Annotated in this window: 18 protein-coding genes and 2 riboswitches; of the genes, 16 read left to right on the top strand and 2 right to left on the bottom strand. The window is 44.5% G+C overall.

The genetic code is table 11. The features are described from left to right. Positions 1-68 precede the first annotated feature (68 nt). The 15 genes from D4N35_RS10725 (at position 69) to D4N35_RS10655 (ending at position 14,655) form a co-directional block, all read left to right on the top strand. A complete protein-coding gene (locus D4N35_RS10725; protein ID WP_120073378.1) occupies positions 69-320 on the top strand; it encodes a hypothetical protein in 252 nt (83 codons plus the stop codon). Beyond that, a complete protein-coding gene (locus tag D4N35_RS10720) occupies positions 321-596 on the top strand; it encodes a type II toxin-antitoxin system RelE/ParE family toxin (RefSeq protein ID WP_120073376.1) in 276 nt (91 codons plus the stop codon). A 232-nt stretch (positions 597-828) separates the two neighbouring features. Continuing rightward, a riboswitch (SAM riboswitch) is annotated at positions 829-938 on the top strand. Positions 939-1,005: 67 nt separating this feature from the next. Continuing rightward, positions 1,006-1,120: riboswitch (SAM riboswitch) on the top strand. A 73-nt stretch (positions 1,121-1,193) separates the two neighbouring features. Continuing rightward, complete coding sequence (locus D4N35_RS10715; protein WP_120073471.1) at positions 1,194-2,990, top strand: PLP-dependent aspartate aminotransferase family protein; 1,797 nt, start codon at positions 1,194-1,196, stop codon at positions 2,988-2,990. A 69-nt stretch (positions 2,991-3,059) separates the two neighbouring features. Beyond that, on the top strand, positions 3,060-3,218 hold the full coding sequence (locus D4N35_RS10710; RefSeq protein ID WP_208646296.1) for a hypothetical protein: 159 nt from the start codon (positions 3,060-3,062) through the stop codon (positions 3,216-3,218). 14 nt (positions 3,219-3,232) lie between these two features. Then, positions 3,233-4,927, top strand: coding sequence for an acetate--CoA ligase (gene acsA, locus D4N35_RS10705; RefSeq protein WP_120073374.1), 1,695 nt, complete (start codon positions 3,233-3,235; stop codon positions 4,925-4,927). Positions 4,928-4,929: 2 nt separating this feature from the next. Continuing rightward, positions 4,930-5,412: a free L-methionine (R)-S-oxide reductase MsrC gene (locus tag D4N35_RS10700; protein ID WP_120073372.1), complete on the top strand. Its 483-nt coding sequence runs from the start codon at positions 4,930-4,932 to the stop codon at positions 5,410-5,412. A 92-nt stretch (positions 5,413-5,504) separates the two neighbouring features. Next, a complete protein-coding gene (locus D4N35_RS10695) occupies positions 5,505-5,789 on the top strand; it encodes a hypothetical protein (RefSeq protein WP_120073370.1) in 285 nt (94 codons plus the stop codon). A gap of 25 nt (positions 5,790-5,814) precedes the next feature. After that, positions 5,815-7,197, top strand: a complete 1,383-nt coding sequence (locus tag D4N35_RS10690) for an LLM class flavin-dependent oxidoreductase (RefSeq protein ID WP_120073368.1) — start codon at positions 5,815-5,817, stop codon at positions 7,195-7,197. A 197-nt stretch (positions 7,198-7,394) separates the two neighbouring features. After that, positions 7,395-8,555 (top strand): MFS transporter, encoded by a 1,161-nt coding sequence (locus D4N35_RS10685; RefSeq protein ID WP_120073366.1) that lies wholly within the window; start codon positions 7,395-7,397, stop codon positions 8,553-8,555. A gap of 442 nt (positions 8,556-8,997) precedes the next feature. Then, positions 8,998-9,678: a response regulator transcription factor gene (locus D4N35_RS10680; protein WP_120073364.1), complete on the top strand. Its 681-nt coding sequence runs from the start codon at positions 8,998-9,000 to the stop codon at positions 9,676-9,678. Further along, the gene (locus D4N35_RS10675; protein ID WP_164876343.1) at positions 9,671-11,077 is read left to right on the top strand and encodes a HAMP domain-containing sensor histidine kinase; all 1,407 of its coding nucleotides are present in this window, start codon (positions 9,671-9,673) and stop codon (positions 11,075-11,077) included. The genes D4N35_RS10680 and D4N35_RS10675 overlap by 8 nt, the downstream gene beginning before the upstream one ends. A 109-nt stretch (positions 11,078-11,186) precedes the next feature. Continuing rightward, positions 11,187-12,302 (top strand): S1C family serine protease, encoded by a 1,116-nt coding sequence (locus D4N35_RS10670; protein ID WP_235870361.1) that lies wholly within the window; start codon positions 11,187-11,189, stop codon positions 12,300-12,302. A 124-nt stretch (positions 12,303-12,426) separates the two neighbouring features. Beyond that, complete coding sequence (gene mntA / locus D4N35_RS10665) at positions 12,427-12,831, top strand: type VII toxin-antitoxin system MntA family adenylyltransferase antitoxin (protein WP_120073358.1); 405 nt, start codon at positions 12,427-12,429, stop codon at positions 12,829-12,831. Then, the gene (hepT, locus tag D4N35_RS10660) at positions 12,827-13,234 is read left to right on the top strand and encodes a type VII toxin-antitoxin system HepT family RNase toxin (RefSeq protein WP_120073469.1); all 408 of its coding nucleotides are present in this window, start codon (positions 12,827-12,829) and stop codon (positions 13,232-13,234) included. Before mntA ends, hepT begins: the two co-directional genes overlap by 5 nt. A gap of 86 nt (positions 13,235-13,320) precedes the next feature. After that, a complete protein-coding gene (locus D4N35_RS10655; protein WP_120073355.1) occupies positions 13,321-14,655 on the top strand; it encodes a short-chain fatty acid transporter in 1,335 nt (444 codons plus the stop codon). 120 nt (positions 14,656-14,775) lie between these two features. Here the strand turns inward: D4N35_RS10655 and D4N35_RS10650 are convergent, their stop codons facing one another. Next, complete coding sequence (locus D4N35_RS10650; protein ID WP_120073353.1) at positions 14,776-15,090, bottom strand: AzlD domain-containing protein; 315 nt, start codon at positions 15,088-15,090, stop codon at positions 14,776-14,778. Next, positions 15,083-15,775, bottom strand: coding sequence for an AzlC family ABC transporter permease (locus tag D4N35_RS10645; protein WP_120073350.1), 693 nt, complete (start codon positions 15,773-15,775; stop codon positions 15,083-15,085). Before D4N35_RS10645 ends, D4N35_RS10650 begins: the two co-directional genes overlap by 8 nt. Before the next feature lie 105 nt (positions 15,776-15,880). Here D4N35_RS10645 and D4N35_RS10640 point away from each other — a divergent pair, with 105 nt between their 5' ends. Continuing rightward, entirely contained in the window at positions 15,881-16,450 is a 570-nt protein-coding gene (locus D4N35_RS10640) for a helix-turn-helix domain-containing protein (protein WP_120073348.1), read from the top strand. Positions 16,451-16,457: the final 7 nt, after the last annotated feature.

Genomic DNA, 16,457 nt, shown 5'->3' with positions numbered 1-16,457 from the left:
TTGACTAACAATTTGCCGGATGTGTGATAAAATACTGGTAATAAACCATTTTGAATGGAGGGATATCATTGAAAAAGATTGAGGGATATGCTGCCGAATTAATGAAAGACATTATTTATGACGGAGAATCAGTTCTCGAAATAGAGGGAAAGAGATATCATATTACTTTCTTTGAAGAGCCTGAAACCACAGTTAACGAAGATATAGAAACCGATCCTGAATTAAAAGGAAAATTAATCCAAGCTAAAAGAGAGATCAAGGATGGCCATGTATTTTCTACAGTTGATGTATTGAAAATGATTGATCGCGGTGAAATATAAATGGAAGTGAAATGGACGAGACAGGCTTTGAATGCATTTAACAATATCCGCAGCAAGCATTTTACCTATATCGAGACTCGCAAATATAAAAAAGAATTGGTTAAAAAAATAGAAAAAAAGATCAATCTGCTGGGAACAAGCATACCAGCTGACAACCCACGTTGGGAAGGAACCTATAAATTAATTGTTGATAAGTACGTAGTCTACTATTCAATGTCAAATAATAAAAAAGTATGTTATATAGAGTACTTTAAACATTTTAGAGAAAATCGATAGATCATCTTAATTGACGGCTTGCCGTTAACTAACACTGCCCCCATTATTTACTTCCTTGATTTCCCCATAGACCCCCAGACTAATCATAATTCGTTCGTCTGTTTGGACAACATCATTAAAAGGTTAAAAAACAATCAAACAATCAAAAAATAAAATCCAAAAAAAGCATTTGACAATGAAAAAATGGCGTGCTAGACTTCTATTTAACGATTAAGCCAACCAATTAAATCATTTCTTATCAAGAGCGGTGGAAGGATCTGGCCTGATGACACCCGGCAACCTTAAGTTTGATACTTAAACGGTGCTAAATCCAGCTGAGCATTTTGCTCGGAAAGATAAGAGGAAATTAAAGACGCACCCTCTCATCTTCCATGAGAGGTTTTTTATTTTTAAAAATTAAATATGCAGATTCTTATCAAGAGAGGCGGAGGGACTGGCCCGATGATGCCCGGCAACCATTAAGCTAAATTGTCAGCTTAATAAGGTGCTAATTCCTGCGGGAGGCAACTCCTGGAAGATAAGAAGAGAATGAACTCTAAAACAGGCTCTCTTCTTATGAAGAGGGCTTTTTTATTTATTGAACAGGGGGAACTGGAAATGACAGCAACAAAAAATTCTACGTATGATCTTGAAACATTGGCACTACATGGAGGGCAGGCTCCGGATCCGACTACGGGTTCCAGGGCGGTTCCCATTTATCAGACGACTTCCTTTGTTTTTCATGATACCGAGCATGCTGAACGGTTATTCGCTTTGGATGAGCCGGGAAACATCTATTCCCGCATTGGAAATCCGACAGTGGATGTATTCGAAAAAAGATTGGCACTGCTTGAAGATGGGGTAGCGGCAGTGGCCACTTCTTCCGGAATGTCAGCCATTACGTTATCCATCCTGAGCCTGGCAAGCGCCGGTGATGAGATTGTAGCGGGAACAAACCTTTATGGAGGTACATATAACCTGTTCGCCGTTACACTTCCGCGCTATGGGATCAATGTTAAGTTTGTCGATCCGACTGATCCGGAAAACTTCAAAGCTGCCATCACTGATAAAACAAAAGCCGTTTACGGTGAAATCATCGGAAATCCCGGCCTGCAGGTGCTGGATGTTGAAGCCGTGGCCGAAATTGCCCATAAAGCAGGGGTGCCTTTAATCATTGATAATACATTTGCAACTCCGCATGTGTGCAAACCGCTTCAGCTTGGGGCTGACATCGTTGTGCACTCGGCAACAAAGTGGATCGGCGGACACGGTACATCCATCGGGGGCGTCATTGTTGACGGAGGCCGCTTCAACTGGAATACAGAAAAGTTCCCTGAATTCACAGAGCCTGATCCAAGTTATAACGGGATTCGTTATGCGGTTGATTTCGGAACATTGGCGTTTATTACAAAAGTAAGGGTTCAATTGCTTCGCGATTTCGGCGCTGCATTGAGTCCGCAAAATGCCTTCCAGCTTATACAGGGATTGGAAACATTGCATATCCGAGTAGAACGCCATAACGAGAATGCCGCCAAGCTGGCGGAATACCTTGAAAGTCATCCGGCAGTAGAATGGATCTCCTACCCGGGACTTGAAAGCCACCCTTCACACGACCTGGCGAAAAAGATATTCAATAACGGTTTTGGCTCCATCATTGTCTTTGGCATCAAAGGCGGAAAAGAAGCCGGAAAAGATTTGATCAACAACGTCTCGCTGTGGTCACATGTAGCCAATGTCGGTGATGCGAAATCACTTATCATCCATCCGGCTTCCACAACACACCAGCAGCTGACAAAAGAACAGCTGGAAGAAACAGGCGTGACCGAATCGCTTGTCCGGTTGTCGGTCGGAATTGAATCCCTTCGCGATATTCAGAACGATCTTGATCAGGCATTGGCAAAAGCAACCGGTATTGGCGATAAAGGAGGCCAGTCCATCGTGATCAATGATGAGGGGGTTATCCGCTGGGCATTAAACTCCGCGACTGAAAGAGTATTGGAAAATGGAGAGGAAATCACCCGCCCAAAAACATTGGCCATTGTCGGATTAAGCGGAAAAGAAGAAAGGCCCAGCTATCGTTTGGCCCGCAAAATGCAGCGGTTGGGCTACAAAATTGTTCCTGTCAATCCAAGGGAAACAGAAATATTGGGTGAAAAAGCCTATCCTGATTTAAAAAGCATCCCATTCCCGATCGATGTTGTTCAAGTGTTCAGAAGTCCGGAAGCGGCGATTGGCGTCGCAAAAGAGGCGGTGGAAGTGAAGCCGAAAATTTTCTGGCTCCAGGAAGGCGTCATATCTCCCGAGGCTGCGGAAATTGCAAGAGATGCTGGAATACCGGTCGTCCACAACAGATGTACGTACAAAGAAGCCCAAAGATTACGCGGAACGATCTCAACATATGCGTGTGAGATTTAAAGGGTTTAAGAAAAGGAGAAACGACAATGAGAAAAGTAACATCATTATTGGCCTTCAGTATTTTGGGATTTGTTTTATTCATCACATCCGGGAGAAATCGCCAGGGAACTGACTGTTGATGAAAGCAGGCCCAGATCAAGGGGAAGCAACGTATTGGCGGAACTGAAGACGGAAGTTTTGGAAAGCCTTGATTTGAATAAAGCAGGCAAGGCTCTGATCTCATCGTAATGGGGGAATAGATGATGGCAGTTTTAGAAAGGGAGATTATCGCGCCGATTTCGGGGACGTACAATCTGGAAAACTATGATGCGATACGACATACATTTTCGTGGGATGACGCTGCAAAGGAATTAAGTTTCGCAAGGACCGGAAAAGTCAACGCGGCGTATGAAACAATTGACCGGCATGTTGAAGAAGGCTTCGGCGAAAAGGCGGCCCTTCATTATGTCAACGGTGATGAAAGGCGAACACTGACTTTTAAAGAAGTAAAAGAAAAGACGGATCATTATGCGAGAGTTTTAAAGAATCATGGAGTTAAAAAGGGAGACAGGGTTTTTGTCTTTCTTCCGAAAACACCTGAATGCTATATTTCCATTTTGGCCATTATCAAGATCGGTGCCATTGCCGGCCCTTTGTTTGAAGCTTTTATGGAAGAGGCTGTCAAAGACCGGATCAATGACTGTAAGGGGACGGTACTGATTACGGATAATGAGATGGTCAAACGTGTTCCGCAGAAGGAAATACCTTCCCTTCATACGATTTTGGATGTTGAAGATATTGAAAATACGGCTTTTGATGGTAAAAACGATGATGATCTGGTTGAGTGGGTGGATCTTGAGGACGGAATGCTCATTCATTATACGAGCGGATCAACCGGCAAGCCAAAGGGTGTATTGCACGCACATCGTGTTGTGAGCCATCATCATGCATCGGGCAAGTGGGTGCTTGATATAAAAGACGATGATGTCTATTGGTGCACATCCCATCCCGGATGGGTGACCGGCAGCGTATACGGCCTGTTTGCGCCATGGCTGAACCGGGCGACGATCGTCATTCAAGGCGGCCGCTTCAAAGCTGAAAACTGGTACCAGCTCATCCATGAATTGAAGGTAACGATCTGGTACAGCGCACCGACTGCTTTTCGGATGCTGCTTTCACAAGGAGACGTCATTAAAAACTATGATCTTTCCTCATTGCGCCATGTGCTTAGTGTCGGCGAGCCTTTAAATCCTGAAGTGATTTACTGGGCATGGGAGCAGTTGGGTGTCCGCATCCATGACACGTGGTGGATGACCGAAACCGGCGGACACTTGATCGTCAATTTACCGGCTGAAACGATCAAGCCCGGTTCTATGGGACGGCCATTCCCCGGCATTACGGTCGGTATTTTGGATGAAGACGGCCGGGAACTTCCGCGGGGCTCCGTAGGGCAGCTGGCAATTCGCACGCCGTGGCCCGGATTGATGAAGGAAATCTGGGGCAACAAGGATAGATTTGACGCTTATTTCAAATATGAAGGATGGTATGTTTCCGGCGACCTGGCTTATCAGGATGAAGACGGATATGTGTTTTTCCAAAGCCGGGATGATGACATGATCAATTCTGCTGGTGAACGGATCGGGCCTTTTGAAGTCGAAAGCAAATTAATCGAGCATCCAGCGGTCGCTGAAGCAGGGGTGATCGGAAAGCCTGACCCTATTCGCGGTGAATTGGTGAAAGCTTTTATTACATTAAGGCCTGGGTTTTCGGAATCGAAGGAGCTGCTTGAGGAAATCCGTGTCTTTGTCAGGAACAACCTGGCAGCACATGCAGCACCAAGGGAAATAGAAGTATTGGATGAACTGCCCAAAACAGTGATCAGCGGAAAAATTTTGCGAAGGCAATTGAAAGAGATGGAGATTAATAGAATGAAGCTTAGTGGAAAGGAGGCTGAATGACTATGTTTCAAACTAAGGCATATTCCGGAAATAAACAGGAGGACTATCAACTGCTTCTCAAGCAATTAAAAGCTCTTCTTGACGGAGAAACGGATGAAACAGCTTTATTGGCCAATGCATCCGCACTGTTGAATCAATTTTTGGATGAAGTGAATTGGGTAGGCTTTTATGTGTGGAAAAATAATGAGCTCGTACTTGGTCCCTTCCAGGGATTGCCGGCCTGTACGCGAATCGCATACGGGAAAGGCGTATGCGGGACGGCTTTAAAAGAACGGAAAACGCAGCGCGTGGCCGATGTCCATCAATTTCCCGGCCATATCGCATGTGATGCAGCTAGCAATTCGGAAATTGTGGTTCCTATTGTTGTGAATGGAAATATTTACGGAGTGCTTGATATCGACAGCCCGATCAAAGATCGTTTTGATGAGACAGATCAGAAATATATTGAAGAATTCGTAACGGTCATTGAGGAGCATTTAAAATAAAATTATTAAACTAAGAGCTGACTAGATAACTAGAGGCACTTTGTTTCATTTTGATAGATGGAACGAAGTGCCTTTTTATTTGAGGTGATAGAGTGACAGTTGCATTTTCAAACAAGGAAGCATTCAGTTTACCTGATTTGCAATTTTACAAGTGGTGCGGCTTAAAGTATGGGATCAATCGTGGAATTTACAATACGATCGATGCGCTTCTTTTTGAAAAGGGCTATATAGACGTGTATGAACGCCGTTTCGCTTTGATCAGGTTTCTTGAATATTCGTTACAGGAGGACCTGTACGACAAAAAAGCCAAAGCGATAAAGTTTGGCCGGGGAAATTTAACGGTGATGGTAAATGAATTTGTGAATGCGCATGTCTAATAAAATGCAAAGGAGAGGAACCTTTATGGCCAAAAAAAGAATATATTTGAATGCTTTTGAAATGAATTGCGTCGGGCATCAGTCACCCGGCTTATGGAGACATCCAGAAGATCAATCAGATCGGTATAAAGACCTTGATTATTGGGTTGATCTTGCAAAAACCTTGGAAAAGGGGCGCTTCGACGGAATCTTTATAGCAGATGTCATCGGAATTTATGATGTGTATGGCGATGATAAGGCGACGACGCTCAGGGAAGCGACGCAGGTTCCGGTGAACGACCCGATGATGCTTGTTTCGGCAATGGCCCATGCGACGGAACACCTAGGCTTCGGTATTACCTGCTCTACGACATTCGAACATCCCTATACGTTCGCCCGGAGGATGTCGACGCTGGATCATTTGACAAAAGGGCGGATTGCATGGAATATCGTCACGTCCTATTTGGAAAGCGGCACGAAAAATATTGAAATTGGAGATAAGTTCCAGCATAGCGAACGGTATGCCATCGCAGATGAGTATATGGAGGTTTGCTATAAATTATGGGAGGGGAGCTGGGAAGAAGATGCGGTCAAAAGGGACAAGGAAAGTGGGGTTTTTACTGATCCGGAAAAAGTCCACGGAATAGGTCATCATGGAAAATACTTTGATGTGCCCGGCATCCATTTATGCGAACCGTCTCCTCAGAGGACACCCGTTTTATACCAGGCAGGCGGTTCGCCCACCGGCAGGAGATTTGCAGCAAAGCACGCGGAATGCACCTTTGTTTCGGGGCCTGCCAAAGGCCCGATTGCTTCTTATGTAAAAAATTTGAGGGAGCTGGCTGAAGAGGAAGGCAGAGATCCGCAAAGTGTAAAAATATTCGCCTTGATGACACCGATTGTGGGCAGGACGGAAGAAGAGGCTTGGAGCAAATACGAAGAGCTGACAAAATATATCAGCTATGACGGCGCATTGGCATTAGTAGGAGGCTGGACCGGTCTCGACTTTTCGGGATATCATCCTGATGACGAAATAGAATACATCGAAACAAACGCCATTAAGTCATGGCTAAAAATGCTGACTTCATCAAGATCCGAGAAAAAATGGACGGTCCGAGAGCTTGCTAATTTTGTGGGAGTTGGCGGAATGGGCCCCGTTGCTGTAGGAACACCAGAACAAATTGCGGATACATTGGAAGAATGGGTAGAAGAAACAGATATTGATGGCTTCAACCTTGCTTACGCTCTGGCACCTGGAACCTTCAAAGATTTTGTTGAGCTAGTCACCCCTGAATTGCAAAAGCGCGGAATTTTAAAGAAGGAATATACGGAAGGGACCTTCAGGGAAAAACTATTCGGCAAAGGAAATGCGCGTTTGCCGGAAGAACATCAGGGAGCGGGTTACCGCAGGGCAGTTTTGAATGTTTAATTGTGGGGAAAATCCAAACATCGGCAATCGCGTAATATTCATGATTGGGTCAGGCATCCGTCTGTTCCAATGCCCAAATGAGGCTTCGCATACGTGAAGCTTCTTTTTTTTGCGGAGTCTTTCAAAAAAATTGACTATGCCATGCCTGACAGATTATATTGGTTCTTATACATCTCCAAATAAGAAGGAGAAGGCCTATGAAAAAAAGTAACATGACGTTAACCATTTTACTTACAAATCTGTTTATTGCTTTTTTAGGGATTGGGCTGGTTATCCCGGTGCTGCCGACCATCATGAACGAATTAAATTTATCGGGATCTGTTGTGGGCAATCTTGTTGCAGCTTTCGCAGTCATGCAGCTGATCACGTCCCCGATCGCCGGCCGCTGGGCAGACAAGTTTGGGCGGAAAAAAATGATTGTTTCCGGTTTGTTCATATTCAGTCTATCTGAATTGTTATTCGGGCTTGGCAAAACAGTGGAAGTTCTCTTTGCTTCACGTTTACTTGGCGGTATAAGCGCAGCTTTTATCATGCCTGCTGTTACGGCATTTATTGCAGACATTACAACGATGGAAACGAGGCCGAAAGCGCTCGGCTATATGTCAGCCGCCATATCTACGGGCTTTATTATCGGGCCCGGCCTGGGCGGATTTTTAGCTGAAATCTGGACGCGGCTGCCGTTCTTTACAGCTGCAGTATTTGCATTGATATCGGCGGTTTTATCAATGATTACTCTTCGGGAGCCTGAGCGGAATGAGGTAGAAGCGGCAATTGATCGAAAAGCGGGGATCAAGCGCATTTTTATCCCGATGTATTTCTACGCTTTTATGATCATTTTAATTACGGCTTTCGGTTTGGCTGCCTTTGAATCGTTATTTTCCCTGTTTGTCGACCATAAATTCTCCTTCACACCCAAGGACATTGCCATTGTCATTACGGGCGGAGCCATTGTCGGGGCAGTTGCACAGGTTGCATTTTTTGACCGGTTAACGAAATATTTGGGGGAAATCGGCCTGATCCGTTACTGCCTGATTCTATCAGTCATACTCGTATTTCTCATGACAATAGTCAATTCATATATGCATATCCTGATTGTCACATTTATCATCTTTGTCGGCTTTGATCTGATCCGCCCGGCTGTTACATCTTATTTATCCAAAATTGCCGGCGATGAGCAGGGATTTGTGGGCGGGATGAACTCGATGTTCACAAGTATCGGAAATGTATTGGGACCTGTTGTGGGTGGACTCTTATTTGACATTGATTTAGACTTTCCGTTTTATTTTTCATCCATCTTCTTATTGATCGGTTTCGGGATTTCACTTGTCTGGAAAAAGCCGGCCCAATTGAAAGGTTGATTGGATTCATTATCAAATGATCCGGTCAGCCTTTTGTTTTTGTTTAGGAAATTAAAAAGCGCTTAAGTTGTTGGAAACTCATTATCTTTTTGTGCGACGTCCGGCTCCAGCGCCTATCGACTAGCAGACTTCACGCTTCTTCCTACGATAAGTCAACATCGCTCCGCTGCGCGTGTTGTCCGGCTGCGAGTGCCATCGGCTCGAGGTCATAAGCCAATCGCTGCTGAAGGCAAACCACGCCTTCTTCAGCGCTCGTCTTATGCTTGTCGCCGATAAGCAGGCACTCTCCGCCTTTCCTTATCCTTTATCTCGTCAGAAGCGCTCAGTCTGTACGTCGATAAACAGGCGCTTCCGCCTTTGTTTTTAAGCCTTGACATCTTCCTGACATCTTTTCATGATAAAGTGAATGGATTAGCAGCATAATTCTCAAAGGGTGACGAAAATGAACACTATTTTAATCGTCGAAGATGAATTTCCCATTAATCAAGTGCTGAAAGTTTATTTAAGAAAGGCCGGTTTTCAAACCGAATCCGTTTCAAACGGAACGGATGCATTGGAAAAATTTGAAGCAGTCAAGCCTGCTCTTGTATTGCTGGATGTCATGCTGCCAGGCTTGAGCGGCTGGGAAGTTTTACAGGAAATCAGGAAGAAAAGTGATTGTCCCGTCATTATGTTGACGGCTCTCGGAGAAGTGAATTACAGGCTGGACGGTTTAAATAAAGGAGCCGATGATTATATTTCCAAGCCGTTTGTAGGGGAGGAAGTTGTTGCGAGGGTAAAGGCTGTACTGCGCAGGACTGAAAAAAATGACCATCCCGTCAAACGGTACGGAGGATTGGAAATTGATTTACAAGGCCACCGTGTGAAGTTGAATGGAGAAGAGATCCGTTTGGCCCCACGCGACTTGTCTCTGCTGCTTTTTCTTGCAGAGCATCCCAATCAAACATTCACAAGGGAACAGCTCATAGAGAAGATTTGGGGATGGGAGTATGAAGGCAGTGACCGTGCGGTGGACCTGTCGATCAAGAGGCTAAGGAAATCGCTGAAGGATTGGCCTATACAAGACGGGGAAATCAGGACACTCCGGGGATTGGGGTATCAGCTCAGTGTCCGGGATGCCTAAGAAAAAAATATCGCTGCAGCGTTATTGGACAACACGGTATTTGCTCACCATTATCATCGGGCTGGTGATAATGGCCATCGTTTCAGCTTTATGGATTCGCCATACGACATTGGAAAACCGGCTTCATATGCTGGAATTCATGGCTGAAGAGACAGCGAACCGGTTGGTGGCTAACGAAGAGCCGGCTATCCCCCCGTTGAATGAAGTTCCCGGCTTGTTTTCCGAGCGTGGAGATCTGTTGAATATGGAGAGCAATCCTAGTATTTATATTACTGATTCAAGAGGGGCCATCCTGGCCAATAACCGCCCGCAAAGCCCTTTGAAACGGTTTGATCCAACCTTGCTTAATAACCCGAAAGAAGTGATTAAGCTTTCGGAAAAAGGGTACGAACCTTTTTATATGGTGAAAAAGCCGATTGAATTTGATTCCGTGCTCCTGGGTTGGGTTGTGATCACTGAAACCCAAGCTAACCTGTCAAAAGTAAATCAGGAATATCAACAGCTTACCATTATGATTGTCAGTCTCGCGCTGATTGGCTGGGCAGCTGTCTATATTTTATCAAGGAAGTTATCCAAACCGATCAAGGAAGTGTCAAAAGCTGCCGAACAGGTGCGGAAAGGCAACTATGAAGTAGATCTTCCCAGTGACGCAAAGGCGGAAGAAGTAGATGAATTGATCCATTCTTTTAAAGAGATGTCGCAGCAGCTGCAGAAACTCGAATCCCTTCGTACAGAATTGCTTGCAGGGGTCACCCACGAATTGAAGACGCCGGTCACTTCCATCAGCGGTCTTTTGCAGGCCATTGATGAAGAAGTTGTCAGCGGCGAAGAAGCGAAGGAGTTTTTGGAAATTTCATTAAAAGAAACAGCCAAAATGAGGACGATGGTGGAAGATTTATTGGCTTTCAATTCGTTTGCGGCCAACGCTGTTCCTTTAACAATGGAGGAACACTCAATCAATGAGCTGGTAAAAGAGTCGGTTTATCAATGGGAGGCTGGGAAGCCGGTTGCAGGGCTTACTGTCGAAGTAAAACCGCTTCAAGATGATGCCAGCGTCCGGGTAGATGGCGTCCGGCTGCAGCAAATCATGACAAACCTTCTGAATAACGCCGGGCAGGCGATGGCTCTTCCCGGAAAAATTGAAGTTATAATGAACGAGTCACAAAGCAAGGTTATGATTGATATAAAAGATACAGGGACGGGGATACCTCAAGAGGAGCAGTCTTTTATTTTTGAACGGTTTTATCGAGGTCAGGAGAAAAAATATAAAGTTGGAGGCCTTGGGCTTGGATTGCCTTACAGCAAAATGATGGCCCAGGCAATGAATGGAGATCTGGAATTGATCGAAAGTACTTCTTCCGGGACGACCTTCCGGATCAGCCTGCCGAAAACTGATTAGCTGCCGTTTCGTTTGCGGCAGTATTTTTTATGGAAAAAATTAACCTGACATCTTCCTGACACAGAGGTCTTTTATAGTTGCATTAAGAAGGTGATGAAAGGATGGAGGAATGATGTTCAAGCGTTTCTTATCAATGTTCACTGCGAGTCTTATTGGTTCGGCCATTACTTTGGCTTCGGTCCAGTATTTTGATTCCAATCAAGTTGATCAGCCGGTTGAAACTACGGAAAATGTCAATGTCGAAAAGGCTGCCGCAAGCTCAAATTCAATTTCCGACATCGTTGAGCATTCATCTAAGGCGATTGTGGGGGTTGTCAATAAAAAAAATCAACCTGACGGGTTTCAGCCTTCAAAGGAAGTCACGTCGGGAACAGGATCTGGCGTCATTTATAAAAAAACGGATAAAGAAGCCTTTATCCTGACAAACAATCATGTGATTGAAGGAGCCGGACAGATTGATATTTCTTTATATAATGGAAAAGTGGCCGAAGCAGAACTGATTGGAACAGATCCGCTAACAGACATCGCTGTGTTAAAGATTAAAGGAAACTATGATATCGCCCCCCTGAAGGTCGGTGATTCCGACGCGCTGCGTGCCGGTGATCAGGTCATTGCAATTGGAAATCCGCTGGGACTCGACCTTTCAAGAACAGTGACACAAGGAATCGTCAGTGCGGTCAATCGTACGATTAAGGTGACAACTTCAGCGGGCGATTGGGATCTTGATGTGATCCAGACAGATGCCGCAATCAATCCGGGAAACAGCGGCGGGGCACTGATCAATGCTTCCGGTGAGCTTGTAGGGATCAACAGCCTGAAAATTTCAGAAAATGGAGTGGAAGGATTGGGATTTGCCATCCCAAGCAATGAGGTTACAACGATTGCCGAAGAAATCATTAAAAACGGCCAGGTTGTCCGGCCGTACTTGGGAGTGAGTGTCGTTGGCCTGGATAAAGTCCTGCCTTTTTATTTGCAGGATCTTCCGGATGCAGTCAAAGAAGGTGTGATGGTCGCTTCAATTGACGAAAACTCGGAAATCGCAAAAGCAGGGTTAAAAGTCCAGGATGTCATCGTATCCATCAATGGAAAATCCATTAAGGATGAAGGAGAACTGCGGAAGTTTTTATACACAAAACTTTCAGTTGGTGATCAGGTAACGTTGGAAGTGTACCGAGGAAGTGAAAAACATACTTTTACCGTGAAACTGGCCAGCAATAAGAGATAGCGGAGAAGCCGGGAAAGTGTCCGACGCAGCACTATCCCGGCTTCTTATATTCGTAACTGGTGTATAATTTTCAGATAAGTTGTATAATAAATCGTAAGTATCTGGATAATTGGGGGTGTGACGGTTGCTTCAGCCGAACTTGAAACAATCGATAGTAAAAATGTTAATAGATCGGCTGCAGCCGGAATTCATACTCTTATTTGGCTCGTATGCAAAAGGGACAGCCAGTGCAGACAGTGATCTGGATATTGCTTATTATTCGCAAAAGAAACTTTCCCATTATGAGCGCTTTTTACTGGCTGGGGACCTTGCGGATTTATGCAATGTTGAGGTTGATCTTGCAGACATAAGACAAGTGGATACCGTATTTGCAGCTCAAATTTTTTCAACTGGTGAATTGATTTATTGTGCAAATAAAAATATTTTTGTAAAGGAGCGTATGAAGGCCTTATCAATGTACGTGACGTTGAACGAACAGCGGGCTGAAATCTTGCGGGGTATAAGGGAAAGAGGGAGTATTTATGATTGACGGCGATATCGTGCTTAACAAAATAAATACGATTGAACGTTGTTTAATGCGAATTCAGGAGGAATATGAAAATAACCCGGAAAATTTAAAGAATTTCACGAAGCAAGACAGCATCATCTTGAATATTCAGCGTGCGTGTGAGGCAAGCATTGATCTGGCGATGCATATAATAAGTGAAAAAAAACTAGGTTTACCAAAGACAAGCCGGGAAGCGTTCAAGCTGCTGGAGGAAGCAAAGATCATTGACACTAGCTTAGCGAAAACCCTAATGAATATGGTGGGCTTCCGCAATATTGCCGTCCATGATTACCGGGCCATTCGTCTTGATATTCTTCAGGCGATCATTGAGCGGCACCTACAGGACTTTAAGGATTATTCACGAATTATTTTAAGTTTGAAATAGGTTGGCCCACCAACTGCATTGCAGCCTGGTGGGCCAACTCTCGTATAATCGTTCCCCCTCCTGAATAGTAATTAAAAAGGGAGGGGATGACGATTTTAAAATCACTCACTAACTTTTTTGACCGGATGGTGCAGCGCTTTTTGCCTGATGCGTTTTTATTCGCTGTTATTTTGACACTTGCCGTCTTTTTGATGGGAATTGTTTTTACAAGCAGTACACCCATTCAAATGGTTGAATATTGGGGGAATGGTTTTTGGGATTTGCTCGGTTTTTCCATGCAGATGTCGCTGATTGTTGTGACAGGCTATGTTTTAGCTAACACGCCAATCATAAAGAAGTGGTTAGTGAAAATAAGCACGCTCGCTAAAACGCCCGGACAAGCGATTATGCTGGTTACATTTATTGCCACAGTTGCTTCATTGATTAATTATGGATTCGGGCTTGTCGTCGGCGCTTTGATTGCGATACAGGTTGCCAAACGGGTGCAGTCTCTTGACTATCGATTGCTCGTTGCGAGCGCCTATAGCGGATTTTTAGTATGGCATGGCGGTTTATCAGGATCGATTCCGTTACTCATTGCAACTCCCGATCATTTTTTGGAAGATTCGATGGGGATCATTCCGGTTTCAGAAACGATGTTTAGCGGCTTTAACTTGTTTATTGTTTTTGTATTGGTAATCACATTGCCCTTTCTCAACCGGCTGATGTTGAAATCAAGGGAAGGCCTGGAAATTACGTCTGCCAAGAACTGGGAAGCTGATTCCTTTGAAGATAAAGTGGAGGAACCGGCGGAAAGCTTAACACCGTCAGACAGATTAGAAAACAGCCAAATCATTTCGTTATTAATTGGCTTGCTCGGAATTGCTTTTATTGTTTATCATTTTGTAACCAATGGCTTTGACTTAAATATTAATATCGTAAACTTTACGATGCTTTTCTTGGGGGTTATTTTACATCGGACCCCGAGGCGTTTTTTGGCAAGTGTCAATAATGCAGTGAAAAATGTTGGCGGCATTATCGTGCAATTTCCCTTTTATGCCGGGATTATGGGCATGATGGTCGCTTCAGGGTTATCTGAAAGCATGTCGTTATGGTTTGTCAATATTTCCACGGAATTCACTTATCCGCTATTTACATTTATCAGTGCAGGCATCGTGAACTTTTTTGTACCGTCCGGCGGCGGTCAATGGGCAGTGCAAGGCCCCATTATGATACCAGCGGGAATTGAAATCGGTGTGGATTCGGCCAAGACAGCGATGGCGGTCGCATGGGGCGACGCTTGGACAAACATGATCCAGCCGTTTTGGGCGCTGCCATTGCTCGCGATAGCCGGGCTTAAAGTCCGGGACATCATGGGGTTTTGTGTCATCATATTACTTTACAGCTTTTTCCCGATCGCTATCGGTCTACTATTCTTTTAACTTTAATGTAAAATTATTAGTCCTTAAAATCATCATAGAAAGTTTTGATTTTCCGCATCGGCCATTTCATTAGTGTTGGGGTGGTATAATTTCAACAGTATCAATTCTTGATTTTTTTTATCAAAAGAAATAACGGGTCAATAATCCGGCCACAATCCCCATAATGATTGAGGGAAGAAACATTTTTGATAGCTTCATAACAGCTACGGCCGCCAGGCATCCCAAAAGGACAGGAAATGAAACGAAGAGATGTCCGTCCGACGTTGTTAACACTTGGTTGATGATTAGTGCTGTCATAATGGCAACCGGAACATAGCTGAAATATAAACGCAATGTCGGGTTCATTTCTCTTCCTGCCATAACCTCGAGTCCGATAATTCTTGATAAAAATGTGGAGACAGCCAGTAAGATGATGATTATCCAATGGTTAGGCATGCTGCGTCCTCCTAGCTGCATATAGGCCTGCCAACGGCGCTAAAACACCTGTCACAACAACTATTAGGTCATTGCCGGGCCAAAAATACTCAAGTAAAAACACAATAACTGCAGCCGTGACAGCAGTGGCGATGACCGGCTTTCCTTTTAGAGAAGGAATGAGCAGGGCTGTAAAAGTGACCGGGAAAGCCAAGTCCAGACCAAACATCAAAGGGTCAATCTTGTCGCCAATAAAAGCCCCGAAATAGGATGAGAGAATCCAGGCCGAATAAAATGTGGCGGCGACTGCTCCAAAATAGAGGGGGTCGGGTCCGTATTTTTTAAATCTGGCACTCCCCAATACGAAGGGTTCATCCGACACGCCGAAAGATAAGAGCCATCGCCACTTCCTTTTGGCAGGGGCAAGTCCTTCCGCGAGGGCTGCCCCGTATAATAAGTTACGCAAGTTTAATAAGATAGAAGTGAAAAGAACGCTTGGCATCGTTGTACCTGATGCCAGCATGGCAACTGTCACCAATTGGACTGATCCTGAAAACACCAGCATGGACATGGCCACAGCGGCTGTAAGACTAAAATTTGCTTGTTTGGCGAGCACCCCGTAAGATAATCCATACGCCCCAATGGCGATGGCCAGCGGAAGAGCCTCAATGAAACCGGTTTTGATTGTATGTTTAAATTCGCCCAAATCCCTTTCCCCCCTTGCTGAACAGAATACTAAAAAGTATAATTTAATTAACTTGTAGTATATTATAATATAAAAAGGTGTAAAAGGAAGGCTGGAGGAGAAAAAATGGGTAAAAATTATCCCGGAGATGCAGGAAAGAAAATAGGAGCAAACTTGCGGCAGTTTCGGTTGAGCAAGGGAATGAGCATAGAAGCTTTGGCGAAACAAGTCGGTGTCAGCAAATTGACGTTACTCAAAATAGAACAAGGGGAGGCCAATCCAACGCTGTCTGTTATTTGGAAAATTGCAGATGGCTTAAAAGTTCCGATTACTTCCCTCTTGGACATTGAATCGGATGTTGCTGTTGCCAGAACTACGGATGGGCTGAAATTAAAAAGTTCAGACGAAGTGTTTATCGCTGAACCTTTGTTTCGTTCTCATGGGTTTGAATTATATCGGGGATACTTGAAGCCCTACGGTGAATATGTGTCGGAAGCGCACCAGGCAGGTGTGATGGAATTTGTTACGGTGATGTCCGGCCAACTCACGGTGGGAGTGGACGGCGATACATTTCATTTGGGTGAATACGATGCAATCCGTTTTAAAGGGGATCGTCTTCATAAGTACACGAATCCTTCTCCCGACTTAACGATTTTGCATTTTGTCATTTCCTATCATCCTGAATTACGAAAGTAAAATCTAG

The sequence above is a fragment of the Siminovitchia fortis genome (assembly GCF_003605365.2).
In the GTDB taxonomy this organism is placed as follows: Bacteria; Bacillota; Bacilli; order Bacillales; family Bacillaceae_C; genus Siminovitchia; species Siminovitchia fortis.
Note: the sequence above shows the minus strand (reverse complement) of the source record. Positions and strands in the feature narration are given on the sequence as shown.